At 72.2% G+C, this 24,642-nt stretch carries 19 protein-coding genes; 9 read left to right on the top strand and 10 right to left on the bottom strand.

Annotated features, from left to right (window positions below; translation table 11 throughout):
* Positions 1 to 59: 59 nt before the first annotated feature.
* Together ITI46_RS08545 and ITI46_RS08550 are read right to left on the bottom strand one after the other, a co-directional pair.
* Positions 60 to 677 (bottom strand): hypothetical protein, encoded by a 618-nt coding sequence (locus ITI46_RS08545; RefSeq protein ID WP_247745668.1) that lies wholly within the window; start codon positions 675 to 677, stop codon positions 60 to 62.
* Between the two features lie 157 nt (positions 678 to 834).
* Positions 835 to 1,647, bottom strand: coding sequence for a glutamate racemase (locus ITI46_RS08550; protein ID WP_209238821.1), 813 nt, complete (start codon positions 1,645 to 1,647; stop codon positions 835 to 837).
* A 130-nt stretch (positions 1,648 to 1,777) separates the two neighbouring features.
* Here ITI46_RS08550 and ITI46_RS08555 point away from each other — a divergent pair, with 130 nt between their 5' ends.
* Entirely contained in the window at positions 1,778 to 2,929 is a 1,152-nt protein-coding gene (locus ITI46_RS08555) for a glycosyltransferase (protein WP_209238822.1), read from the top strand.
* Between the two features lie 13 nt (positions 2,930 to 2,942).
* Here ITI46_RS08555 and ITI46_RS08560 read toward each other — a convergent pair whose 3' ends face one another.
* Positions 2,943 to 4,286, bottom strand: a complete 1,344-nt coding sequence (locus tag ITI46_RS08560) for a TerD family protein (RefSeq protein WP_209238823.1) — start codon at positions 4,284 to 4,286, stop codon at positions 2,943 to 2,945.
* Between the two features lie 402 nt (positions 4,287 to 4,688).
* Here ITI46_RS08560 and ITI46_RS08565 point away from each other — a divergent pair, with 402 nt between their 5' ends.
* A complete protein-coding gene (locus ITI46_RS08565; protein ID WP_209238824.1) occupies positions 4,689 to 5,372 on the top strand; it encodes a DUF6643 family protein in 684 nt (227 codons plus the stop codon).
* A gap of 114 nt (positions 5,373 to 5,486) precedes the next feature.
* Here ITI46_RS08565 and ITI46_RS08570 read toward each other — a convergent pair whose 3' ends face one another.
* The 3 genes from ITI46_RS08570 to ITI46_RS08580 form a co-directional block, all read right to left on the bottom strand.
* The gene (locus ITI46_RS08570; RefSeq protein WP_209238825.1) at positions 5,487 to 5,858 is read right to left on the bottom strand and encodes a DUF779 domain-containing protein; all 372 of its coding nucleotides are present in this window, start codon (positions 5,856 to 5,858) and stop codon (positions 5,487 to 5,489) included.
* A complete protein-coding gene (exaC, locus tag ITI46_RS08575; RefSeq protein ID WP_209238826.1) occupies positions 5,858 to 7,381 on the bottom strand; it encodes an acetaldehyde dehydrogenase ExaC in 1,524 nt (507 codons plus the stop codon). The genes ITI46_RS08570 and exaC overlap by 1 nt, the downstream gene beginning before the upstream one ends.
* Positions 7,382 to 7,477: 96 nt before the next feature.
* Complete coding sequence (locus ITI46_RS08580; protein WP_209238827.1) at positions 7,478 to 8,824, bottom strand: helix-turn-helix domain-containing protein; 1,347 nt, start codon at positions 8,822 to 8,824, stop codon at positions 7,478 to 7,480.
* A gap of 149 nt (positions 8,825 to 8,973) precedes the next feature.
* Between ITI46_RS08580 and ITI46_RS08585 the strand changes: the two genes are divergently transcribed.
* Positions 8,974 to 11,358, top strand: coding sequence for a phosphoketolase family protein (locus ITI46_RS08585; protein ID WP_209238828.1), 2,385 nt, complete (start codon positions 8,974 to 8,976; stop codon positions 11,356 to 11,358).
* 60 nt (positions 11,359 to 11,418) lie between these two features.
* On the opposite strand, the gene ITI46_RS08590 is transcribed toward ITI46_RS08585, so the two are convergent.
* Positions 11,419 to 12,801, bottom strand: a complete 1,383-nt coding sequence (locus tag ITI46_RS08590; RefSeq protein ID WP_209238829.1) for a family 2B encapsulin nanocompartment shell protein — start codon at positions 12,799 to 12,801, stop codon at positions 11,419 to 11,421.
* Between the two features lie 68 nt (positions 12,802 to 12,869).
* Positions 12,870 to 14,294, bottom strand: coding sequence for a family 2B encapsulin nanocompartment shell protein (locus tag ITI46_RS08595; protein WP_209238830.1), 1,425 nt, complete (start codon positions 14,292 to 14,294; stop codon positions 12,870 to 12,872).
* Positions 14,295 to 14,860: 566 nt separating this feature from the next.
* Here ITI46_RS08595 and ITI46_RS08600 point away from each other — a divergent pair.
* Together ITI46_RS08600 and ITI46_RS08605 are read left to right on the top strand one after the other, a co-directional pair.
* Positions 14,861 to 15,463, top strand: a complete 603-nt coding sequence (locus tag ITI46_RS08600) for an Rv1733c family protein (RefSeq protein ID WP_209238831.1) — start codon at positions 14,861 to 14,863, stop codon at positions 15,461 to 15,463.
* Positions 15,464 to 15,748: 285 nt separating this feature from the next.
* Entirely contained in the window at positions 15,749 to 18,256 is a 2,508-nt protein-coding gene (locus ITI46_RS08605) for a right-handed parallel beta-helix repeat-containing protein (protein WP_209238832.1), read from the top strand.
* A gap of 30 nt (positions 18,257 to 18,286) precedes the next feature.
* On the opposite strand, the gene ITI46_RS08610 is transcribed toward ITI46_RS08605, so the two are convergent.
* Positions 18,287 to 20,650: a hypothetical protein gene (locus tag ITI46_RS08610; RefSeq protein ID WP_247745677.1), complete on the bottom strand. Its 2,364-nt coding sequence runs from the start codon at positions 20,648 to 20,650 to the stop codon at positions 18,287 to 18,289.
* Positions 20,651 to 20,975: 325 nt separating this feature from the next.
* Here ITI46_RS08610 and ITI46_RS08615 point away from each other — a divergent pair, with 325 nt between their 5' ends.
* The gene (locus ITI46_RS08615; protein ID WP_209238834.1) at positions 20,976 to 21,857 is read left to right on the top strand and encodes a DeoR/GlpR family DNA-binding transcription regulator; all 882 of its coding nucleotides are present in this window, start codon (positions 20,976 to 20,978) and stop codon (positions 21,855 to 21,857) included.
* 49 nt (positions 21,858 to 21,906) lie between these two features.
* Positions 21,907 to 22,395, top strand: coding sequence for an SRPBCC family protein (locus tag ITI46_RS08620; RefSeq protein ID WP_209238835.1), 489 nt, complete (start codon positions 21,907 to 21,909; stop codon positions 22,393 to 22,395).
* Positions 22,396 to 22,425: 30 nt separating this feature from the next.
* Here ITI46_RS08620 and ITI46_RS08625 read toward each other — a convergent pair whose 3' ends face one another.
* Entirely contained in the window at positions 22,426 to 23,565 is a 1,140-nt protein-coding gene (locus ITI46_RS08625) for a PLP-dependent cysteine synthase family protein (RefSeq protein ID WP_209238836.1), read from the bottom strand.
* 134 nt (positions 23,566 to 23,699) lie between these two features.
* Here ITI46_RS08625 and ITI46_RS08630 point away from each other — a divergent pair, with 134 nt between their 5' ends.
* Together ITI46_RS08630 and ITI46_RS08635 are read left to right on the top strand one after the other, a co-directional pair.
* Positions 23,700 to 24,011 (top strand): hypothetical protein, encoded by a 312-nt coding sequence (locus ITI46_RS08630; RefSeq protein WP_209238837.1) that lies wholly within the window; start codon positions 23,700 to 23,702, stop codon positions 24,009 to 24,011.
* Between the two features lie 201 nt (positions 24,012 to 24,212).
* Positions 24,213 to 24,642, top strand: a 430-nt coding sequence (locus tag ITI46_RS08635; RefSeq protein WP_209238844.1) for an ATP-binding protein, incomplete at its 3' end; no start/stop codon positions are given.

Below are 24,642 nucleotides of genomic sequence, written 5' to 3' on the forward strand. Positions count from 1 at the left end.
CCAGCTCGGACGAGTCGTATCAGGCCGTATCAGGTCGTATGCGATCGGACGAGGCGGGATCAGGTCCGCAGTGCGTGCAGGCGGGAGCGGATGTGCCGCACGGCGGCCTCGGCGTCGTCCACCGTCACGGTGAACAGCCGCCCGTCCCCCAGCCGCAGAACGAGCCCTTCGCCGCGGCGGATGACAACGGCCGTGCCCTTCTCGGGCCGCCATCGGTAGCCCCACCCGCCCCAGTGCCGCGGCGTGACGCTGGGCGCGTGGTCGGCCTCCACCACATCCCGCAGGTGAATACGGCGACGCGGCACACCGGCGTGGCCGCATCGCACCTCCAGCGTGTCGCCCTCGACCTTCACCTCGACGTGCACGAAGGCGAGGGTGCCGAAGAGGATGAGCAGGCCGGCCGCGACGCAGCCGACGACGGACATGACCAGCGGCACCAGCCCGCCGGACCAGGTCACGTCCACCGCGAGGTCGATACCGAGCGCCACACAGCCGGCACCGACGGCGGCGAGCGCCCACTGCAGCCGGCTGGTCGCCCGGCCCGTCCACACCTCGGCGCCGGGCGGCGGCGCAACGTCCTCCAGCGGTGTGGGACGAGCGGTCGTGCGGTCGGTCGTTTCGCGGAATCCGGCACCACCCTCGGCGAGTGGGGCGCCGTCGAAGGGAGGGTCACTCATGTTCGGCAGAGTACTCCCGGTGCCCCGCCTCGGCAGCCCGCGCAGGCCGGGCCTGCCGGATGCGAGATCCAGCACGCTCCGTAAAGCCGCCCATGCGTTCCGTGAGTACGCCTGCTGCGCCGGGAGGCCGGTCGCTCCGCCCCCGGCGGGGCCCGCGCTAGCGGCCTACGGCAGTCGCCTCGGCGCCCGCGGTGGCCAGCAGGCGGCCCTCCGCATAGACGAGGGCGGCCTCCGGAAGGGCGGCCATCCGGCCGCTGTGCAGGACGGTGAGGTTCCCGGTGGGCGCAGCGCCGGGGTCGGGCCGGGCGCCCGCGCGGCGCAGCGCCTGGGCGCAGACCGCTGCGGCCGAGCCCTGCAGCGCGGGCCCGGCGGGACGGTCGCCGCGCAGCGCCTCCCGGATGCGGTTGCCGACCAGCTCGTAGTGGGTGCAGCCGAGGACGACGGTCTCCACGTCGGGCGGGGTGAGCTCGGCGGCGGCCCGGACGGCGGCGGTGATGAGGTTTTCGTCGCCGCTTTCGATCGCGTCGGCGAGCCCGTGGCAGGGCACGCCGGTGATGTCGGTGCCGTTGCCGAACTCCTCGATCAGCCGTCGCTGGTAGGGGCTGCCGGTGGTGGCCGGGGTGGCCCAGATGGCGACGCGGCCGCCGGTGCGGGCGGCGGCGGCCGCCGCGGGCTTGACGGCGGGCACGGTGCCGATGACCGGAAGGCCGGGCTCCAGCTCGGCGCGGAGGGCGGGCAGCGCGTGGACGGAGGCGGTGTTGCAGGCGACGATCAGCGCTTCCGGGCGGTGTGCGGCGGCGGCGCGGGCGATCCGGAGCGCACGGCGGGTGATGTCGTCCGTGTCGCGGGGCCCCCAGGGCATGCCGTCCGGGTCGGAGGAGAGCACCAGGTCGGCGTCGGGGCGTGCGCGGCGTACCGCAGCAGCTGCGGCCAGCAGGCCGATACCGGAGTCCATCAGCGCGATCTTCACGCCAAGCAACTGTACTTCACGTGAAGCGAGGGGGTCCGATCGCCGCTACGTCCCTCAGGAGAACGCGGCCCGCGGGCCCGGGGCGCGGCGGGATGTCAGTGCCGGGCGGCGTACGGCAGACTGCCGCACGATGAGCGCGCTCACCTGGACCTCTGCCGTCCCGCTCGCCTCGCTGGCCGCATGGGCGTGGCTGCTGCTGGGGCAGGGGATGTTCTGGCGCACGGATGTGCGTATGCCGCCCGCACCCGGCGATGGGGAGCCTGCGACCTGGCCGTCCGTCGCGGTCGTGGTGCCTGCCCGTGACGAGGCCGAGGTGCTGCCGCTGACTCTGCCCACGCTGCTGTCCCAGGACTATCCGGGGCACGCGCGGATCCTGCTGGTGGACGACGGGTCCAGCGACGGCACCGGCGCGCTGGCCCGGGAGCTGGCGCGGCGCGCCCCGGACGGGCCGCCGCTGACGGTCCTGAGCCCCGGCGACCCGGAACCGGGCTGGACAGGCAAGCTGTGGGCCCTACGGCACGGCATCGCACATGCCCGCTCCGGTCCTCAGGAGCCGGAATTCCTGCTGCTGACGGACGCGGACATCGCGCACGAGCCCGACTCGCTGCGCCGTCTGGTGCGCGGCGCGGTCGCCCAGCGGCTCGACCTCGTCTCGCAGATGGCGCGGCTGCGGGTGCGGACCGGATGGGAGCGGCTGATCGTGCCCGCTTTCGTGTACTTCTTCGCGCAGCTGTATCCGTTCCGCTGGGTCAACAACTCGGGGGCGCGCACTGCTGCGGCAGCCGGCGGCTGCGCGCTGCTGCGGACCGAGGCAGCGGTGCGGGCCGGGGTGCCGGACAGCATCCGGGACGCCGTCATCGACGATGTGACGCTGGGCCGTGCGGTCAAGCGGTCCGGAGGGCGGATCTGGCTGGGGCTGGCGGAACGGGTGAGCAGTGTGCGCCCGTATGTCGGGCTGGGCCCGCTGTGGCGGATGGTCTCGCGCAGCGCCTACGCGCAACTGCTCAACAACCCGCTCCTGCTGATGGGCACCGTCGTGGGGCTCGTCCTGGTGTATGTGGTGCCGCCGGTCCGGGCCTGCGCGGGGTCCCCGGTGGGCGGCGCCGCCTGGCTGGTGATGACGCTGTCGTACGTACCGATGCTGCGTTACTACCGGCAGCCGCTGTGGCTTGCGCCGCTGCTGCCGGTCACTGCGGTCCTGTATCTGGCGATGACCGTCGACTCGGCGGTGCAGCACTACCGGGGCCGGGGCGCGGCGTGGAAGGGCCGCACCTACTCGTGAGCCCGCCGGGCCGTCACTTCCGTCCCGGCGTCCACTGCATGCCCCAGCCGTACTCCGCGTCGACGGTGCGCTGCGGGCTGACGCCGCGCCGTGGTACGAGATAGCGCGCTTCGCGGCGCACCATCAGTTCCCCGTTCACATTGGTGATCAGCGCGAGGGCGCACACCGTGGAGGGGACGGTGCACTCGTCGAGGGAGAAGTCGACAGGGGCGCCGTGCTGCGGCTGCAGGGTGACGGTGGCGTGAAGCCCGGCGAAACTCCGCGCGCCCTCGTAGATGGTGACGAAGATGAGGACGCGGCGCAGTTCGGCGGCGTGGTCGAGGTTGATGGTGAGGTTCTCGCCGGTCTCGACGGCGCCGGTGCGGTCGTCACCGTCCAAGTGGATGTAGGGCGGACGGTCCAGCGCCCCGAAGGAGTTGCCGAGCGCCTGGACGACGCCCTTGCGCCCGTCGGTCAGTTCGTAGAGGGCACACAGGTCCAGGTCGGGCCCGGTGAGTACGCCCATGGCGCGGGAGAGCCGCCCCGCCAGGCCCTTCGGCGGCTGCGCCTGGGTGGTCCAGTTGAGGTTGACCCGCATGGCCCCGGAGGTGCCGCCCTGCTTGGTGAGCGAGACCGAGGGGGCGTCCTTGGTGAGCGTCACCTTGCTCAACCGAACGGGTGGGGCGGGCGCAGCGGGAGCGGCGGGTGGCACGGCGGTACCGGGCGCCGAGGGCGTCGCAACGGAGGGCGAAGGGGCGGAGGGTGAGGGCACCGGCTGTGAAGGCACTGACGGCGAGGACACCGAGGGCGCAGGGCCTGGCGGGGTGCTCGGCGCAGGGTCGTCCACGCTGATGCCGAAATCGGTCGCCAGCCCCGCCAGTCCGCTGTCGTACCCCTGGCCGACCGCGCGGAACTTCCAGACACCCTGGCGGCGGTAGAGCTCGCCGAGGAGGTACGCGGTCTCACCGGCCGCGTCGACCGGGTCGAAGCGGGCGAGCTCCTGGCCCGCGCCCGGGCCGCCGACACCGGCGTCGAGCAGCCGTACGTACAGTCCGGGCACCTGGCCGAAGGTGCCGCCGTCGGCCGAGGCGGCGATGACGATGCGTGCGATGTCCGGTTCGACGCTGTCGAGGTCGACGGTGAGTTGGTCGGTGCACGAGGCGCCGAGCGGGGTCTTGCCCTCGTGCCGTACGGCGGAGGAGGAGTGCTGCGGCTGGTTGTAGAAGACGAAGTCGGCGTCCGAGCGGACCTTGCCTACTTCGGTGAGGAGCAGCGCCGAGGCGTCGACGTCCGGCACGAGGGGCCCCGCCGACCAACCGAGTTCGACCCGCACCGCCGTCGCGGGTACGGGGACATTCGTCCCCTTGCGCATCGTCATGGCCACTCCCCCTGGGCTCGGTTCCCTTTGTGCCGTCTCCAACCTATTGCACGGCGCCGCCGCGGCCGAAGCCCCTGGCACCGCGACTCCTCGGACTCGAACGGCTGGGGAGGGCATGGGCGTTCTAAGTCCTGGCCGGTGGGCTTATGCTTCTGTCAGCTTCCCCTCCCGCGCGCCCACAAAAGGGACAGGCGGGAACAAGCCATGTCCCTGTGCCTGATCAGCCGTCACGGTGGTCGGCATGGGGGGTATTCGCCCTGTTCGGGCTCCCCTGTACGCGCCTTTGGCGCGGCTGTCCCCGGCGGGGTGAAAACCGGCTCCGCCTGCGCCGATGTGGGTGGGGCAGGCGTTCCTTCTGTACCTCTCTAGTGCCGATGCTGATTTTGGGCTTAACTTATGAGCATGACCTCCCCCCGCAGCTCTTATAGCGGCGGCTACTACGCTGCAACGTCCTACCCCGAGACGCCTATCTACGACAGTCTCGTCGCCGAGCGGGGCACGCCGCAGATCGCTCCCATCCGGGTGCCGTCGGCCTATGACACGGGGGGCACGGGCAGCGCGCTCGCAGCGCTGCCACCCGCGCTGCCTTCGGGCCCTGCCGCACCGCAGCCGCAGATGCCCCAGCCGACCCCCATGCAGCACGCCCCCGCGCCGTCCTACGGCGGCTACCCGGGCCCTGCCGCGCCCCAGCCGCAGATGCCCCAGCCGGCACCGCAGCAGGCCGCGCCCGCACCGATGCGGCAGCAGCCGATGCGGCAGGCACCCGCGGCGCTGCCGCCCGGTGGTGGCGGAGCCGGCCAGGGCGGCCCCGTACCGCTTCAGCACACGCCCGCACCGCACATCCCGCAGCAGGCACCGCCGCGCGGCTACGGCTACCCGGGGCCGGGGGGCCCGGCGCAGCAGCAGCCGCCCATGCAGCCGCAGCAGCCGCAGGTCCAGGTGCAGCAGTATCAACAGCAGCCGGTGCAGAACCAGGCGACGCAGTACATGCGCCCGGTGGCGCCGCGGCCCGCGGCACCCCGGCCGATGCCGAACCAGTACGAGGACCCCTACGACGGCCACCAGTACCCCGGCCGCGGGTACTGAGCGTCGTAACCACCGGGCAGCGACCGCGAACGATGCCGTCGGGCACCGCCGTTGGGGAGACGGCGGTGCCCATGGCGGCACCAGCCCCGGCCAGGGCGGCCAGGTGCCCGGCCCTCAGCTCTCCAGCAGCCGGGATCTGATCAGGAAGCGCACCCCCTCCGGGGCCTCCAGGGAGAAGCCGCTGCCCCGGCCGGGTACGACGTCGACGGTCAGATGGGTGTGGCTCCAGTAGGCGAACTGGCTGGCGGACATCCAGAACTCCACCGGCTCCGGCAGCCCGTCGATCTCCAGCTCACCGAGCAGGATGTCGGAGCTGCCGGTGCGGAACTCGCCGCGCCCGTAACACATCGGGCTGCTTCCGTCGCAGCAGCCGCCGGACTGGTGGAACATCAGCGGTCCGTGTTTGCCGGTCAGCTCGCGCAGCAGCTGGGCGGCTGCCTCGGTGACGGCGACCCGCTCGGTGGCGGAGCTGGGGCCGGGCTCCATCAGAAGAGTCCCATTTTCTGCGGGGCGTAGCTGACCAGCAGGTTCTTGGTCTGCTGATAGTGGTCGAGCATCATCTGGTGGTTCTCCCGGCCGATCCCGGACTGCTTGTAGCCGCCGAAGGCCGCGTGCGCCGGGTAGGCGTGGTAGCAGTTCGTCCACACCCGTCCGGCCTGGATGGCGCGGCCTGCGCGGTAGGCGCGGGAGCCGTCCCTGGTCCATACGCCGGCGCCGAGCCCGTAGAGGGTGTCGTTGGCGAGCTGGACGGCGTCGTCGAAGTCCTCGAACTCGGTGACGGAGACGACCGGGCCGAAGATCTCCTCCTGGAAGACCCGCATCCGGTTGCTGCCCTCCAGGATGGTGGGCCGTACGTAGTAGCCGCCCTCCAGTTCGCCGCCCAGTTCGGCGCGGGTGCCGCCGGTGAGCACCCGGGCGCCCTCCTGCCTGCCGATGTCGAGGTAGGAGAGGATCTTCTCCAGCTGGTCGTTGGACGCCTGTGCGCCCACCATGGTGCCGGTGTCCAGCGGGTGGCCCTGCGCGATGGCCTCGGTGCGTTCGATGCCCGCGTCCAGGAAGTCGCGGTAGTGGCTGCGCTGGATCAGGGCGCGCGAGGGGCAGGTGCACACCTCGCCCTGGTTGAGGGCGAACATGGTGAAGCCTTCGAGGGCCTTGTCGTAGAAGTCGTCGCGGTCGGCGGAGACGTCCTCGAAGAAGATGTTGGGGCTCTTGCCGCCCAGCTCCAGGGTGACGGGCTTGAGGTTCTCCGAGGCGTACTGCATGATCAGCCGCCCCGTGGTGGTCTCCCCGGTGAAGGCGACCTTGGCGACGCGGGCGCTGCTGGCCAGCGGCTTGCCCGCCTCAGCGCCGAAGCCGTTGACGATGTTGACGACGCCGGGCGGCAGCAGGTCGGCCACCAGGCTCATCCAGTAGTGGATGGAGGCGGGGGTCTGCTCGGCGGGCTTGAGGACGACGGCGTTGCCCGCTGCGAGGGCGGGCGCCAGCTTCCAGGCCGCCATCAGGATCGGGAAGTTCCAGGGGATGATCTGCGCGACGACGCCCAGCGGTTCGTGGAAGTGGTAGGCGACGGTGTCCTCGTCGAGCTGGGAGAGCGAGCCCTCCTGGGAGCGGATCGCGGCGGCGAAGTAGCGGAAGTGGTCTATGGCCAGCGGGATGTCGGCGGCCAGCGTCTCGCGGACGGGCTTGCCGTTCTCCCAGCTCTCGGCGACGGCCAGCTCCTCCAGGTGCCCCTCCATGCGCTGCGCGATCTGGTTGAGGAGCTGGGCGCGCTCGGCGGGTGGCGTGCGGCCCCAGGCGGGTGCCGCTTCATGGGCCGCGTCGATGGCGCGCTCGACGTCCTCGGCGGTGCCGCGGGCGATCTCGGTGAAGGGCTGCCCGGTCACCGGGGTGGGGTTCTCGAAGTATCCGCCCTGTTTCGGGGCGACATAGCTGCCGCCGATCCAGTGGTCGTAGCGCGGCTGGTAGCTCATCAGCGCGCCGTCGGTTCCCGGTGCGGCGTAGCGGCTCATTGCTGTGCCTCCCTGTGCTCGGCGTACCAGGCATCTCTGCCGGTACTGGGCGTTCTCACCCCGCCTGTCCGGTGCGCGGGCGAGGTTGCCGGGAGGCTAGTTCCGGGAACGTTGCGGATACGTTGCGCGCCGGCGCCCCGTGCGCGCGGGCTGCGGGCCGGGCGGCAAAAGCCCGTAAGAGGAGCGCAGTTCGTGTATGCGCGCCGCCGTGTGCGGGGTGGGACGTACGGCGTGCAGGGTCTCCCATACCTCCAGGTCCTCCTCCCCCGCCGCGGTGCACAGCCAGCTCTCCAGGAGCCGCGCGTCGGGCCTGGTGAGCAGGCGGCGGCGCAGTCGCTGCTCCAGCAGCCTGCGCAGCCGTACGACACCCGGCGCCTCGGAGCCGGGCAGCACCGGGCCGCTGTACGCGTCGAGCGCGGCGGCGGGTTCGTCGGCGGCCAGCGCGTCGGTGACCGTGTCGTAGTCGGTGTGCGGGCGCTCCAGCAGCCGGTAGGGGCGGGAGCCCAGCAGCGGGCCCAGCAACTGCCGCAGCCGGGAGAGTTCGGCGCGCAGCGTGACGGGGTGGACGTCGCGCTCGCCGTACAGCTCGCGGGCGAGCTCTTCGCCGGTCAGCCCGTCGGGGTGGGCCGCGAGCAGCAGCAGGATCTCGCTGTGCCGCCGCCCCAGGCGCAGCGGGCCGCCGGCGGCGCGGGTCTGCGGGGTGTGCAGCAGCGCCTCGTCCCGGCCGAGGACGGCGAGGGTGCAGGCGTCCGGCGGTAACGGCGCTCCGCTCGAGTTGGGTGCCGGTTCCAGCGCGGCCAGCCGTGACTCGGCGGCCTGTGCGGTGGCCTGGACGAGGGCGAGGCTGTGCGGCGAGGCCAGATGGTCGCCGCCGGTCAGGTCGACGGCGCCGATGACCCGCCCGGTGTGCGGGTCGTGCACCGGCGCCGCGGCGCAGGTCCAGGACTGCACGGGGCGGCAGTAGTGTTCCGCGGCGAAGATCTGGACGGCGTGGTCGACGGCGAGCGCGGTGCCCGGTGCGTTGGTGCCGCTGGCCCGCTCGGCCCACTGGGAGCCGGGGACGAAGTTCATCCGCTCGGCGCGGCGCAGCACCTGTGGATGGCCCTCGACCCACAGCATGGTGCCGCGCTCGTCGCAGACGGACAGCAGATGGGCGCCGTCGTCGGCGATGGTGCCCAGCAGTTCACGGAAGAGCGGCATCGCGCGGGCCAGCGGGTGGGTCTCACGGCGCAGCGCGAGCCCGGCGTCGTCCATCTCGACCCCGGCCATGCTCTCGGGTCCCAGCCGGGCTCCGGCGCAGCGGCGCCAGGAGTCGGCCACCACCTCGCGGACGGGCGCGGCAATGGGGCCGCCGGTCAGGAACCGTTCGTGGGCGCGGCGCAGCTGCCCGGCCCGCTCGGCCGCGTCGGCGCCTGCTTCCAGCGCCAGCCATGGATTGCGCACCCCGTCATCGTGCAGCGCCCGAGGGCGGCAGACAACGGCTCCCGCACGGTATCGCCCCCACTGACCACGGTTCGGCCACCTGACCCGGTACGGGCCCCCTGACCGGGGATCAAGGTGTCGGAATCCGGCCGTCCTGGTACCCATCCGGCATGCCGGAACACGAACCCCTCACCGATCGCGAGGCCGAGGCGCTGGACGCGCACTGGCGTGCCCTCAACTACCTCTCGGCCTGCCAGCTGTATCTGCGTGCCAACCCTCTGCTGCGCGAGCCGTTGCGGCCGGAACACATCAAGCCGAGGCTGCTGGGCCACTGGGGCACCTGTCCCGGTCTCACCTTCGTCTACACCCATCTCAACCGGCTGATCAGCGGGCGCGGGCAGCGTGCGATGGGCGTATGGGGGCCGGGGCACGGTGCCGCCGCCGTGCTGTCGGGCGCCTGGCTGGAGGGCAGCTATCAGGAGCTGCGGCCTGACGTGCCGCGGGACGTGGCTGGAATGGAGCGGCTGTTCGCGGAGTTCTCCCAGCCGGGCGGCGTCCCCAGCCATACGGCGCCGAGTGTCCCGGGGTCCATCCAGGAGGGCGGCGAGCTGGGTTACGCGCTGGCGCACGCCTACGGTGCCGCGTTCGACAATCCGGATCTGCTGGTGTGTGCGGTCGTCGGGGACGGCGAGGCGGAGACGGGGCCGCTGGCCACCTCCTGGCACGCGAACAAGTTCCTGGACCCGGTGCACGACGGGGCCGTGCTGCCGGTGCTGCATCTGAACGGCTACAAGATCGCGAACCCGACGGTGCTGGCCCGGCTGCCCGAGGACGAGCTCGGCTCACTGATGCGCGGCTACGGCTACGACCCGCTCTTCGTCACGGCGGACCAGCACACCCCGCCGCTGGAGGCGCACCGCGCGCTTGCCGGGGCGTTCGACGCCGCGCTGGACCGGATCGGCGCCATCCAGCGTGCGGCCCGCTCGGGCGACGCCGACAGCGGGCGACCGCGCTGGCCCATGGTGGTGCTGCGTACGCCGAAGGGCTGGTCGGGTCCGCGGGAGCTGGACGGGGAGCCGGTGGAGGGCACCTGGCGCTCCCACCAGGTGCCGCTGCCCGGGGTACGGGACGATCCGGAGCGGCTGCGGCAACTGGAGCGCTGGCTGCGCTCGTACGGCCCCGACGAGCTGTTCGACCAGGACGGCAGGCCGCGGCCCGAGGTGCTGGCGTGTGTGCCGGAGGGCGACCTGCGGCTGGGTTCCGTTCCGGAGGCGAACGGCGGCCGGCTGCTGCGCGAGCTTCCGGTGCCCGCTCTGGAGTCCTGCGCGGTGCCGGTGGAGCGGCCGGGGGCCGGGGCGCACGAGCCGACGCGGGCGCTCGGTGAGCTGCTGAAGGGGCTGCTGGCGGCCACCGAGGAGCGCCGTGACTTCCGGCTGTTCGGCCCGGACGAGACGGACTCCAACCATCTGTCCGCCGTCTACGGCGCCTCGGACCGCGGCTGGCAGGCCGATCTGCTGCGTACGGATGTCCATCTGGGCCGGCACGGCCGGGTGCTGGAAGTGCTCTCGGAACACCTGTGCCAGGGCTGGCTGGAGGGGTACGTACTGACCGGCAGGAGTGGGCTGTTCGCTTCGTACGAGGCGTTCGCCAATCTGGTAGCGAGCATGGCGGCGCAGCATGTGAAGTGGGTGCACAGCGCTCGGGAGGTGTCGTGGCGGCGGCCGGTCGCCGCGCTCAACTACCTGCTCACCTCGCACGCCTGGCGTCAGGACCACAACGGCTTCTCGCACCAGGACCCCGGCTTCATCGACCACGTACTGAGCAAGAGTCCCGACGTGGTGCGGGTCTATCTGCCGCCGGACACCAACACCCTGCTGTGCGTGGCCGATCACGCGCTGCGGACCCGGGACACGGTGAACGTGGTGGTGGCGGGCAAGCACCCCTGCTTCGACTGGCTCGACCTCGACCAGGCGCGGACCCACTGCGCGCGCGGCCTGGGGGTGTGGGAGTGGGCCGGGACGGAGCGCGGTGACACCGGGCCCGATGTGGTGCTGGCCTGCGCGGGCGACGTACCCACCCACGAGACGCTGGCCGCCGCCTCGCTGCTGCGCGAGTGGCTGCCCCAGCTGGCGGTGCGGGTCGTCAACGTGGTGGACATGGCGCGGCTGATGAGCCCGGCCGAGCACCCGCACGGGCTGAGCGACGCGGGGTTCGACACCCTCTTCACCACGGACCGCCCGGTGATCTTCGCGTACCACGGCTATCCGTGGCTGGTGCACCGGCTGACCTACTCCCGCGCGGTACACGACCAGCTGGCGGTGCGCGGCTACCGCGAGTCCGGCGCGACGACGACGCCGTTCGACATGGTGGTGCGCAACGGCATGGACCGCTACCACCTGGTGATGGACGTCATCGACCGGACGGAGGGGCTCGGCGCACGAGCGGCTGGCGTCCGGCAGCGGGCGGCCGATCTGCGCGAACGGCACCGGAGCTATGTGGTCGAGCACGGCACGGACATGCCGGAGGTCACCGACTGGCGCTGGCCGGGCCGGTGACCTCCGTGACCGCCAGGTGCCGTCCCGCCCCTGCCACCGGGGGCCGGACGGCACCTGGGGTCAGACCTCCACGTCCTCCAGGATGCCGAGCGCGTCGGGCACCAGCACGGCGGCGGAGAAGTAGGCGCTGACGAGGTAGGAGATCAGCGCCCGGTCGTCGATGCCCATGAAGCGGACGTTAAGGCCGGGCTCGACCTCGTCGGGGATCCCCGTCTGGTGCAGCCCGATGACGCCCTGGTCCGCCACTCCGGTGCGCATGGCCAGCACCGAGGTCGTGCCGTCCTCGCGCACCGGGATCTTGTCGCAGGGCAGCAGCGGGATGCCGCGCCACGCGTGTGCCCTGCGGCCCTCGACCTCGGTCCGCTCGGGGTAGATTCCGCGCTTGCTGCACTCCCGGCCGATGGCGGCGATGGCACGCGGATGCGCCAGCAGATAGCGGGTCTTGCGGCGGCGGGAGATCAGCTCGTCCATGTCCTCGGGGGTCGGCGGGCCCGAGCGGGTACGGATGCGCTGGCTGAGGTCCGCGTTGTACAGCAGCCCGAACTCGCGGTTGTTGACGAGCTCGTTCTCCTGGCGCTCGCGCAGCGCCTCGACGGTCAGCCGCAGCTGCTCCTGGACCTGGTTCATCGGATCGTTGTAGATGTCCGCTACCCGGCTGTGCACCCTGAGCACGGTCTGCGCGACGGCCAGCTCGTATTCGCGGGGCGCCAGTTCGTAGTCGACGAACGTGCCCGGCAGCAGCTGCTCGCCGGTGTGGCCGGAGGCGAGCGCGATATCGGCTTCGCCGCGCCGGTTCTGCGCGGGGACGGCGCGGGAGAGCACCGCGTCGAGGTGGTCGCGCAGCGGCCGTGAGGCGTCCGCCGTCTGCTGGAACGTGCTGCGCGGCAGCGCCAGCACGGTGCAGCGTGTGGTGGCGCGCAGGGTGCACTCCCACCTGCCGGGCTCGTGGGTGAGAATCTGGTCGCCGGCGTGGTCGCCGTCCGCGATGACGCCGAGTTCGATCTCCTCGTCGTACTGCCCGGCGGCCTGCTTGACGACCCGGCCGTGCGCGATCAGCAGCAGCTCCTCGGCGGGTTCGCCGCGGGTGGCGAGTGCGTCGCCGGGTGCGTACTCGCGCTGGGTGAAGCCGTCGGCCAGGGCGCGCAGTGCCGCCTCGTCCTCCAGGCCGCGCAGCAGCGGGATCTCCCGCAGCTCGGCCGGGATGACGCTGATGTCCGCTCCCGTGGAGACGAACTCGATCCTGCCGTCGCCCAGGGTGTGGGTGAGCCGCCGGTTGACGCGGTAGGTGCCGCCGGTGGTCTCGGTCCAGGGCAGTACGCGCAGCAGCCAGCGCGGGGAGATCCCCTGCATCTGCGGCGGCGTCTTGGTCGTGGTGGTGAGCTTGCGCGCGGCCGCTGTGGAGAGGCTGGAGCGGTCCTGCCGGACTTCTTCGGGGTGCGTCATCTCTCGCCAGTTCCTGGTGTTTCCGACTGCCTGATTGCTCGTCTACGACGTCCTGCGACGGCTCTGCGTCAGTGCCCGATCTCGACGTCCTCGAGAATTCCGAGTGCGTCCGGCACGAGCACGGCAGCGGAGTAGTAAGCGCTCACCAGATAGGACATGACGGCCTTTTCGTTGATGCCCATGAAGCGGACCGAAAGGCTCGGGCTGTACTCGTCGGGAATTCCCGTCTGGTGCAGTCCGACGACCCCCTGTGCCTTCTCGCCGGTGCGCATGGCGAGGACGGAGGTGCTGCCCTGCCGGCTGACCGGGATCTTGTTGCAGGGCAGGATGGGGACGCCGCGCCAGGCGGGCACGGAGTGACCCTCGTAGTCGACGGACTGCGGATACAGGCCGCGCCTGCTGAACTCGCGGCCGATCGCGGCGATCGCCTTGGGGTGAGCAAGGATGACGCTGGGGTCCTTCCACACGGTGGCCAGCAGCTCGTCGAGGTCGTCCGGGGTGGGCGGGCCTGAACGGGTGTGGATGCGCTGCTTCATCCCGGCGTTGTGCAGCAGTCCGATCTGCCGGTTGTTGACCAGCTCGTTCTCCTGGCGCTCGCGCAGCGCCTCGACGGTCAGGCGCAGCTGCTCCTCGAGCTGGTTCATGGGGTGGTTGTACAGATCGGCGACCCTGGTGTGGACGCGCAGCACGGTCTGGGCGACTTCCAGTTCGTACTCGCGGGGGCTGATGTCGTAGTCGACGAACGTGCCCGGCAGCGCCGGCTCGCCCACGTGCCCGGACGCCAGCTCGATCGCGGACTCGCCGTCCTCCGTGCGCTGGTGCGGGATCAGGGAGCGGGTCGAGGCGAGATGGGCGCGAAGCGAGTCGGAGTCGGCGAGAACCGCGTCGAACGCGCGCCGTTCCAGGGTGAGGACGGTGCCGCTGGTGAGCGAGGTGAGGGTGTGGTCCCAGGTGCCGGCCTCGCCGGTCAGCCGGTCGTCGCCGACGAAGTCGCCGTCCGCGAGTACGCCCTGGGCGATGTCCTGGTCGTACCTGCCGTGGACGGAGCGGCGCAGCTTGCCGTGCGCGATCAGCACCAGCCGGTCGGCGGGCTGCCCCTCCTCGACGATCACTTCGCCGGGGCCGAAGTCGCGCTGCTCGCAGCGGCCGGCGAGGGCCTCCAGCGTCTCGCCGTCCTCGAAGCCGCGCAGCGCCGGCAGCTCCGTCAGCTCCAGCGGGATGACCCGGACCTCGGCGCCGGTGGAGACGAACTCGACGCGGCCGTCGCCCAGGGTGTGGGTGAGCCGCCGGTTCACCCGGAAGGTGCCGCCGGTCACCTGCACCCAGGGCAGGACCCGCAGCAGCCACCGCGAGGTGACCCCCTGCATCTGCGGGGGTGTCTTCGTGGTGGTCGCGAGATTCCGTGCCGCTGTTGTGGCGAGGCTCTGCTGCGCCTGTCCCGGCGTCTGCTCCGCGCCCTCGTTACCGGAATTCCGCTCCGCCGCAGTCGTCATCCGACACCGCCAATCCTCGTGATCATCTGTCAATTCGCGCGCTGCGGCTCGAAGCTAGGTGAGGCGCGCGAGGGGCGGCAATCGCTCAAAAGATGACGCCGCCTTCCGAATGTCCGCACGATTCCCGGGGTAAAGGCCGCCGTTGACTCCGGCCTCATTAACTGACGGTGACGAAAATCGGGCAACTCTCACCGTGCGCGACCTTTCCGATGCGTTTTGTGCCCACCCCGTCACGAAACCCGCCAGGATGTGCAGGCGCGCCATGGGAGCGCACGGCACGAGGTCCGCGCCCGCCGTCCGACTCCGCAAGACCACTCGGTAAACTCGGCGGATCACGAGGGGAACGAAGCGGACCCACGGCATGGAAAGGGGCCCACGGACCACAGAGGGAGTGCGCCCGGACACCACGCCCGCACCTCGACCAGATGCGGGCGCCACCCGACCAAGCGGCTGCCGACCGGCACACCGGTCACAATTCGGCGGCTTCGGGGGCTCTTCGGCCCTTCTCGTGCATGCACCGAGCCCGATGAGGTACGTAAGGGACGGCGAGAAGGGGGTGAGCAGCGGTGCGCTCTGTTGTCGGCCTGTGGCGCTGGCGTGGAAATCCGCTGTGCCGCCGCAGCGACCGCCGTGAGGCCTGGCTGTCCCTGTGGGCCGCGCTGCTGATCGTCCTGGGCACCCCACTGGCGGGCTGGGGCGCGGCGGAGGCGGCCCACGGAGCACTGCTGAACACGGCGCAGGAGCAGCAGCACGAAAGACAGCGGACCTGGGCGACGGTCGCGCATGTGACCGTGCTCCCGCCACTGGACTCCGAGACGGAGACGGCCGCCGGTGCCCCCAACCGGAACCGGGTCACGGCGCACTGGACGGGGCGCGACGGCAGCCGGCACACCGGCGTGGTGATGCTGCGCCATCCTGTGCAGCCCGGCAGCCGCTTCCCGGTATGGGCCGATGCGCACGGCCGTCTGACGTCCCGTCCGATGAGCGCGCGCAGCGCCGGCTCGTACTCGCTGCTGGCCGGGCTGGCCGCTGCCGCCGTCACAGCCGGAGTGCTGGAGGCCGGGCGCCGCACGACCGTACGGCTGCTGCTGCGGCGCCGGTACGCGCGCTGGGACGAGGAGTGGGGGCGGATCGGCCCCGACTGGGGCCGCACCGGCACCAGTAGCTGAGGGATTCCGGGCCGGTTCCGAAGAACTCCCCAGGAGCTCCCCAGGAGATTCCCAAGAGATCCCGAAGCGGCCCCGAAGGGGTTCCGGAGAGGTGTCCGCGCCGGTCACGGAGAGGTGTCCGTGCCGGTCACGAAGCGGTGTCCGTGCCGGTCACTCGGTTGGACCCGTCAACGCCGACCACCAGCGCACGCTACGGTGGTGCGGCCGGCACGGGCGGCTCACTCCGCGTTCCGTGCGACAGGCTTAACGCATCTTGGCACGCACGAGGTTGGGGCACAGCACTCCATGGGACAGGGCTCGGTCCAGGTGACGCACAGCGGCACGTCGCGGTGGCGGCGGCGCACGGGCGAATACGCGACGGTGTCCGCCGCGCTGGAGGCGGCGGGAGACGGTGACGTCCTCACCGTGGCGCCCGGCACCTACCGGGAAAACCTCGTCATCGACCGCATGGTGACCCTGCGCGGCCCGGAGCGAGGCGGCTCCGGGCCTGTTCGTATCGCCCCCGCCGACGGGGTGGCAGTGACCGTGCGCTCCGCGGCGCTCGTACAGGACCTCCAGATCGAGGGCCAGGACTCGGCAGTGCCCGCCGTGCTGGTGGAGGACGCGGCTCCGGAGCTTGCCGGGCTGCGGGTGATGACCCGCTCGGCCTCGGGCATCGAGGTACGCGCCGGTGCCCGGCCCACCGTGCGGCGCTGCACCGTGGACAACCCGGCCGGGATCGGCCTCAGCATCACCGGCGGCGCTAGCGGCGTCTACGAGGAGTGCGAGGTGGTTGCCGCCGGTCAGTCCGGTGTCCTGGTGCGGGACGGCGCACGCCCGCGGCTCGCGCACTGCCGGGTGCACCTCGCCTCGGGGGCCGGTATCGCGCTCCAGGGCGAGGGCAGCACGCTGGAGGCGCTCGACTGCGAGGTGTACGAGATCAAAGGCAGCGGGCTGCGCGTCGCTTCGCGCGCCAGCGGGCACTTCACCGACTGCCGGGTGCACCGCACCTCGGCCGACGGGGTCACCCTGGAGGCCGACGCCGTGCTCACCCTCGCCGACTGCGACATCCACGACATCCCGGAGAACGCGGTCGATCTGCGCTCCCGTTCCGTGCTGACGCTGACCCGCTCCACCGTGCGCCGCTTCGGCCGCAACGGTCTGTCGGTGTGGGACCCGGGCACCCGCGCGGATGCCAACGGCTGCGAGATACACGACAGTACGGGCGACTATCCGGCGGTGTGGGTCAGCGACGGTGCCACGGCGGTGCTGGACACCTGCCGGGTGCACTCGGTGCCCGACGCGCTGTTCGTGCTCGACCGGGGTTCGCGCGCCGACGTGCTCGACAGCGACCTCTCCCAGGTGCGCGGTACGGCCGTCTCGGTGAGCGACGGTGCCGTCGTACAGCTGGACGACTGCCGGATCAGCAAGGCGGCCACCGGTGCCTGGTTCCGCGACCACGGCAGCGGCGGTGTGCTCAACGGCTGCACCATCGACCAGGCGGCGACCGGCGTCATCGTCACCAAGGGCGCGGATCCCACCATCGAGCGCTGCACGGTGAGCGGTTCAGGGGAGGCCGGGTTCTATGTGTCCGCCGAGGGGCGCGGAACGTTCCACAACTGCCGGGTGACCGGCTCGCGCGGCTACGGATTCCACATCATCGACGGCTGCCGCACCACGCTGCGCCGCTGCCGCACCGACCGGTGCACGCGCGGCGGCTACGAGTTCGCCGAAGAGGGCCCGACAGTCGAGGACTGCTCCAGCGACGAGAGCGCCGCCACTGTCACCGCGCTGCCCGCCACCGCCGACGCCGCGGCCCCCTCTCCCGCAGCGGCCGGCGGCGGGTCCGGCGACGGCTCCACCGGGCTGCTGACCGCACAGGCCGCCCTCCCCCGGCAGCGTTCGGGCAGCACGCCCGCGACGGCGCCGGAGCCGGCCGCACTGGCGGGCGGCCCCGCGGCTTCGGGCGAGGGCGCATCCAGCGAGTCGGACGAGCAGGCGGCGCGCCCGGCCAAGGATGTACTGGGCGAACTCGACGCGCTGGTGGGCCTGGAGAGCGTCAAGCGCGAGGTCCGGGCGCTCACCGACATGATCGAGGTCGGCCGCAGGCGGGAGGCCGCCGGGCTCAAGGCCGCATCCGCGCGGCGGCACCTGGTCTTCACCGGCTCCCCCGGCACCGGCAAGACCACGGTGGCCCGGCTCTACGGCGAGATCCTGCACTCCCTCGGAGTGCTGCGGCGCGGGCATCTGGTCGAGGTCTCCCGCGTCGATCTGGTGGGCGAGCACATCGGCTCCACGGCGATCCGCACCCAGGAGGCGTTCGAGAAGGCCAAGGGCGGCGTGCTGTTCATCGACGAGGCGTACGCACTTGCCCCGCAGGACTCCGGCCGCGACTTCGGCCGGGAGGCCATCGACACGCTGGTGAAGCTGATGGAGGACCACCGCGACGACGTGGTGGTCATCGTGGCGGGCTATACGACCGAGATGGAGCACTTCCTGGCCGCCAACCCGGGCGTCGCCTCGCGCTTCTCGCGCACCATCACCTTCGGTGACTACGCGCCGGAGGAGCTGCTGCACATCGTGGAGCAACAGGCCGACGAGCACGAATACCACTTGGGCGAGGGCGCGCGGCAGGCACTGCTCGGCTACTTCGCGCGGCTGCCCAAGGGCCCCTCGTTCGGCAACGGGCGCACCGCGCGGCAGACGTTCGAGGCGATGGTCGAGCGGCACGCGGGCCGGGTCGCACAGCTGCCCGACCCGAGCACCGAGGACCTCACCCTGCTCTACCCCTCCGACCTGCCAGGGTCGGACTGAGCAGCGCTCTGCCTCTCCGGCCTGCCCGGCTCATGCCTCCGGCCTGCCCGGCTCGGACTGAGCGGCCCGGACCCGGGAGCCGTTCTCCGAGCGGTCCTGCCGGGGTTCGGGCTGCCGCGGCACGCCCTCGGTGCGCTCGCCGGACCGCCGGGAGCGGGCCTTGAGGCGGGCCAGCAGTCCGGCGCGTTCCTCGGCGAAGGCCGGGTCCGCCTGGTAGTCGCCGTGCGCCAGGATCGGCTCGGGCAGCGGCAGTTCGCGGGTACGGCCGTAGACGAGGGGATCGTGCAGCGGGCCGCGGTCCACGCCCCGGCACTCCTCGGGCGGGCCCGGCTCGGGTGTATCGGCGGTCTCGGGCCGGATGGGGCCGCCGATCGGGTCGGTCAGCCGCCACAGGTTGCGCCAGCACTCCAGACCGCCGTGCAGCGCGGCGAGCCGGTGCGGCCCGAAGTAGGCGGGGAACCAGCGCCCGTAGAGCCGCTCCAGCGGTGACCCGTAGGTGAGCAGCGCGATCTGGCGGCGGGTGCCGGGGTCCAGCTGCCAGACGGCCGCGGCGGCCAGCACGCTGCCCTGTGAGTGGCCGGAGATCACCAGTTGCCGTTCCGGCTGCCGGTCGGTCCACATCGCCATCCGCCAGGCCAGGTCGGGCACGGCGCGCTCGGCGTAGCAGGGCGGCGCGAACGGGTGGGCGCAGCGCGGCCAGAAGGTGCCCACGTCCCACAGGATGCCGATGGTGCGGCGGGCCGAGGCGTCCTTGTAGGCGCGGCGGCTCCAGGCGAGCAGCAGCACGAAGGCGAAGCCGACCAGCCAGGAGCCGAGGGTCTGCACGGTGTCGGCGAACCCCGCGACGACGTCGGGCGCACCGTTGGTCGCCTCCCCTGGAACCTGTCCCGTCCACAGGGTGCCGACCACCGCGACGCCGCCGAGGACGAGCGTGGCGGCGGCCACGGTCGCGATCAGCCAGGGCGCCCGGTCGGTGAGTCCGGCCCTGGCGATCGCCGACGCGATCCGCCGGGACCGGGACTCGTCGGGCACGACCCCTGGATAGCCGGCCGCCACGTCGTCGGTGAGCCGGCGTGCGTCGCGCCAGACGCGGAACGCGAACCAGCAGGCCAGCAGCAGCACCAGGGCCAGCAGGACGGGGATGATGGACGCCTGCCAGGTCAGGACGGTGGGTGGCCCTTCGATGTCGCCGCCGCCGTGGCCGGGCGTGCCGGACCCGTCCAGCCAGTCGCCGACCCGCTGGGAGACGCCGCCGGAGAGCAGGCCGCCCAGTGCGCAGGCCAGCATGCCCACCGCGGCGGAGGCCAGCCCGCCCAGCGCGGTGCGGGGCACCCGCGTGACGCGGTGCAGCCGCAGTCCGAGCACGCCGAGCGCGACCACGAGCGTGCCCTGGAGCACCGCGATGACGCTGAACGTCTCGTCGCCCGGGAGCGTGCCACGGGAGGTCCAGCCGGACCGGCTCCAGCCGCTGTGCACAACGGCGAGCAGCAGCACGGCGAGGGCGGCGCCGGGCAGCGCTGTCACGGCGAGGGAGTCGGACCTATGGTCCGGTTCGCTCTCCTTGCGGCCCCTGCGGCAGACGACGAACAGCGCCCAGGCGGCACCGACCAGCACCAGGCCCTCCAGCAGCCGCCCGCAGGCCTCCAGCACGGCACTGCCGCCGGGGCCCCGGTCGTGGCGGGTGGTGGCGGCGGTGAGTGCGGCGGCGACGGTCAGAAAGCCGATCGCGGTGTGCGCGGCCCGCAGCCGGGCGACGAGGCGCTTGCCGTACCAGAAGCCGGGCAGTGACAGCGGCGCGCGTCCGTCGGCTTCCGGCGCGTCCTCGGGGACGGTGCCCTCCAGCGGCGGCTGGGACTCGTACGCGCTCCAGGTGCGGTGCGAGAGCCACCACAGCAGTGCGACCACAGCGGCGGGCAGCACCGCAGCCAGCGCCAGCCTGCGGCCCGGCTGGCTCCACCAGCCGCCGGAGGCGCCGGGCTGCCGCGGCGCCGTCATGAACGCCAGCCAGGAGCGGTCCTGGCCGCAGCGCGCGGCTCCGGCGCACTGCCAGGCGATCAGGTCCAGCGCGACCTCGCAGACCGCCGCGACCAGCAGCACGGTCAAGGAGAGCGCGATCAGCCGGACCAGGAGGCCGTGCAGCCGTACGGTGCGGCAGCGGCCCAGGGAGGCGGGCCGCGTCCAGTGCGCGAGGTTGGCCACCATGAACGGCAGCAGTATCAGCCACAGGGCGCGTGCCCCGTTGCCCGAGGTGAGGTTGGACCAGCAGTACGCCTCGGGTACCGGCTCGCCCGTGTGGTCCTCCGGGTGCTGCTCGGCGTCCTTGTCGTCGGCACGGCGGTGGACCGCCGCCGTGCTGTCCCCCGTGATGCGCACGGTGCGCGGGTCGCCGAGCATTTCGGCGGGAGTGGTTCCCCCCACTCCGTGTACGAGCAGTTCGAGCGCGAGTCCCGGCTTTCCGGGCGCGCCATCGGGTGCGTGGTCTGACGGCACTGTGCTTCCCCCGAGTCCCCCGAACGGTGTGTCAGCTAGGTGTCGGCTCCGTAGGGACAGCATCTCCGCCGGGCCCGCCGCTGTGCCAGCCCCTCAAGGGTGAAGGTGGGGTGCGGAGTGCTCGGCAGGGACAGCGGCGCGCCCCTTGTGCGCGTGGCAGGATGACCCCACCGGCGGCCTCCCCCACAGCCCCGAGAAACCGGTCAGGAAAGGAACGGAGACAGCGGTAGTGAGCGACAACCAGAACCTCCTCGCCGAGCAGCGGCGCGCGCTGATCCTGGAGGAGGTACGGCGCAGGGGCGGGGCGCGGGTCAACGAGCTGACCCGGAAGCTGTCGGTCTCGGACATGACGGTGCGGCGCGATCTGGACGCGCTGGCGCGGCAGGGTGCCTTGGAGAAGGTGCACGGAGGTGCCGTACCGGTCGCCGAGGCGAGCACCCACGAGCCCGGGTTCGAGGCGAAGTCCTCCCTGGAGCTGAGCGCGAAGGAGGACATCGCGCGTGCGGCGGCCACCATGGTGCAGCCAGGCACCGCGATCGCGCTGTCAGGTGGTACGACGACGTTCGCGCTGGCGCGGCATCTGCTGGACGTGCCGAACCTGACGGTGGTCACCAACTCGGTGCGGGTCGCCGATGTCTTCCACTCCGCGCAGCGCGCGGGCGCCGGGGCCACGGGGAACCGTCCCGGTGCGGCGACCGTGGTGCTGACGGGCGGAGTGCGCACGCCCTCGGACTCGCTGGTGGGCTCGGTCGCGGACGCGGCCATCAGGGCGCTGCACTTCGACGCGCTGTTCCTGGGGGTGCACGGCATATCGGTGGAGGCCGGGCTGTCCACGCCCAATCTGGCTGAGGCGGAGACGAACCGGCACTTCGTGGGCTCGGCGCGCCGGGTGATCGTGGTCGCCGACCACACCAAGTGGGGGACGGTGGGGCTGAGTTCGTTCGCCTCCCTCGAGCAGGTGGACGCGCTGGTGACGGACAGCGGGATGCCGCTGGAGGCGCGTGCGGAGATCCGGGACCACCTGCCGGAGCTGGTGGTGGCCGGTGAGACCGGGGAGCAGGACGCCGAGGGCCTGTCCGACATCAGGGCCGAGGGCCTGTCCGGCGGTTAGGCTGGGTGGGCTCCGCACGTCCGTTCGCGTACTGCAGGGGGTCGTTCCCATGGCACGTCGACTGTCGGCACGGCAACTGCGTCCTGTAGGGCTCGACTTCGCCGATACCGCGCCACTGCGGCTCTCCTTCACCGCGGACCTGGGGGTTGCGGTCGAGCGGGTGTACGTGGCGCTGGCCGACGAGTTGGAGGTGTGGCCGCGCTGGTTCACCGCGGTCACCGAGCTGCGGCCGACCGCTGGAGGGAAGGGCCGGGAGGTGCGGCTGAAGGGCGGCGGCTTCTTCGAGGAGACGGTGCTGGCAGCGCTCCCCGGCGAGCAGTACGCCTACCGGATCGACCGCACCAACGCCCCCGGCCTTCGCGCCATGGTGGAGGACTGGCATCTCGCCGTCCCGCCGGCCGGTGGCGCCCGGGTGCGCTGGACGATGGCCGTGGACGGCACCCCGGCGCTGCGTACGGTGCTGCGGCTGGGCAGGGCCGGGCTCGGGGTCTCCTTCAGGGACGCGATGCGGAAGCTGGAGCGCAGACTCCGCCCGTGAGCGCCGCGGCGTAGCGCTGCGACCGGCCGCCTACGAAGGCTCCGTCCACTCCCCCGTTGCCAGGAAGTGCTCCAGCGTGCGCGTGTACGGGCCGATGTCCAACTGCTGTGCGGCGAGCCAGGCGTCCGAGTAGTACTTGTCCAGGTACCTCTCGCCGGGGTCGCAGAGCAGAGTGACGACGCTGCCCCGCTCACCGGCGGCCAGCATCTCGGCGACGATCCGCAGACTGCTCCACAGCCCGGTGCCGGTGGAGCCGCCCGCCTTGCGTCCCAGCACCCGGTCGAGCGTGCGTACGGCGGCCACGCTGGCGGCGTCCGGCACCTTCATCATCCGGTCGATGGCGCCCGGTACGAAGCTGGGCTCCATACGGGGCCGTCCGATGCCCTCGATCCGGGAGCCGGTCTCGCTGGTGGCGTCCGGGTCACCGCGCGTCCAGCCGTCGAAGAAGCAGGAGTTCTCCGGGTCGGGGACGCACACCCGGGTGTCGTACTGCATGTAGCGGATGTAGCGCGCGAAGGTGGCCGAGGTGCCGCCGGTGCCCGCGGTGGCGACGATCCAGGCGGGCTCCGGGTAGCGCTCGCGGCAGAGCTGCTGGTAGACGGACTCGGCGATGTTGTTGTTGCCGCGCCAGTCGGTGGCCCGTTCGGCGTAGGTGAACTGGTCCATGAAGTGGCCGCCGGTCTCGGCTGCGAGCCGCGCGGAGACCTCGTAGACGGTGCGGGGGTCGTCCACCAGATGGCAGGTGCCGCCCTGGAACTCGATCAGCCGGGTCTTCTCGCTGCTCGTCGTGCGCGGCATCACGGCGATGAACGGCACGCCGATCAGCTTGGCGAAGTACGCCTCGCTCAGTGCCGTGGAGCCGCTGGACGCCTCGATGACGGGGCGGCCCGGACGGATCCACCCGTTGCACAGGGCGTAGAGGAACAGCGAGCGCGCCAGGCGGTGTTTGAGGCTGCCCGTGGGGTGGGTCGACTCGTCCTTGAGATACAGGTCGATACCCCACTCCTCGGGGAGCGGGAAGGCCAGCAGGTGGGTGTCGGCGCTACGGCCGCTCTCGGCCCGCACCTTGCGTACCGCCTCCTTCAGCCAGCCGCGGTGGTCCGGGTCGCTGCGGTCCACGTCCTGGGTGGGGAGGTCCGGGACGGGAGGGGCGGGTTCGGTCGTGCTCACGGGCCGATCATAGAGGGGGCAGGTAGACAGGCCCGGACATGGGCATGCTCCCCGCGAGGGGTGGCGTTCTCCGGGGTGTACGGGCACCGTTCGGGGGTACCCCTGCTCGGCAGGACCGTGGGAGGCGGTGTGTAGTGGCGGAGCCGGAGTTCGACGCGACTGGGGTTGGGATAAGCCGGATGCTTCGCTCACTCACCCGGGCCGGCCATGTGCTGGTGCGGGACGGCGAGCTGGTGCTGATGACCAGCTACGGCAGTGAGATCGACAGCGCGCCGGTCGACGAGGTGCGGATCAGCGGCTATGGGATGCGCGATCAGGCACTGGCGACACTGCGCGGCAGAAGCTATCTGCTGCGGCTCGGGCTGAGGCACCGGGAGGGGCTGCTGTCGGCCGTGCGTACGGCGCGCGCGAAGGCCGCCGCCGAGCGCGGTGTCCTCGGCAGATGAGCCGGCGCCAAGCCGCTGTGTGACCGCGTCGTCGCTGAGCGTTTGCACCTCTGCTCGTCCGCTCGCATCCTGGCTCTGTAGCACACGTCACATGTGATCCGTCCCCGCCCTCCCCGGGCGGCCCCTCGTGAGGGAGTCACAGTCGTGATCAGTCCACCGAGCAGCACGAGCAAGCACAGCACCCCGGCGCGCCACTGTGCCATGGAGTTCCAGGCGCTGCCCTCGCGCATAGGCCAGGTACGCAGGATCATCTCCGCGCAGCTGCGGCACTGGCGTCTGGACGCCCTGGCAGACGCCACAGCGCTGGGGCTGACCGAGTTGCTGGCCAACGTCCACCGGCACGCGGCCCCCGAGGGGCGCGCGGGCGACGGTCACGCGCCGGCCGACAAGCACTGCACCGTTGAGCTGTCCCTGGCGTGGAACAGGCTCACGGTCTCCGTACACGACCACGATCCCCGGCTGCCCCAGGTGCACGGCTCGGCCACGCACGAGCAGCTGTCCACCAGCGGGCGGGGGCTGGCACTGGTGGCGTCCATCAGCGAGAGCTGGGGGATGCGCACCCAGCCCGACGGCTCCGGGAAGACCGTGTGGTTCTCCCTCCCCGTCCCCGCGCCCGTCGACCCGGCGCCCC

It is taken from the genome of Streptomyces oryzae (assembly GCF_017676365.1).
In the GTDB taxonomy this organism is placed as follows: domain Bacteria; phylum Actinomycetota; class Actinomycetes; order Streptomycetales; family Streptomycetaceae; genus Streptomyces; species Streptomyces oryzae.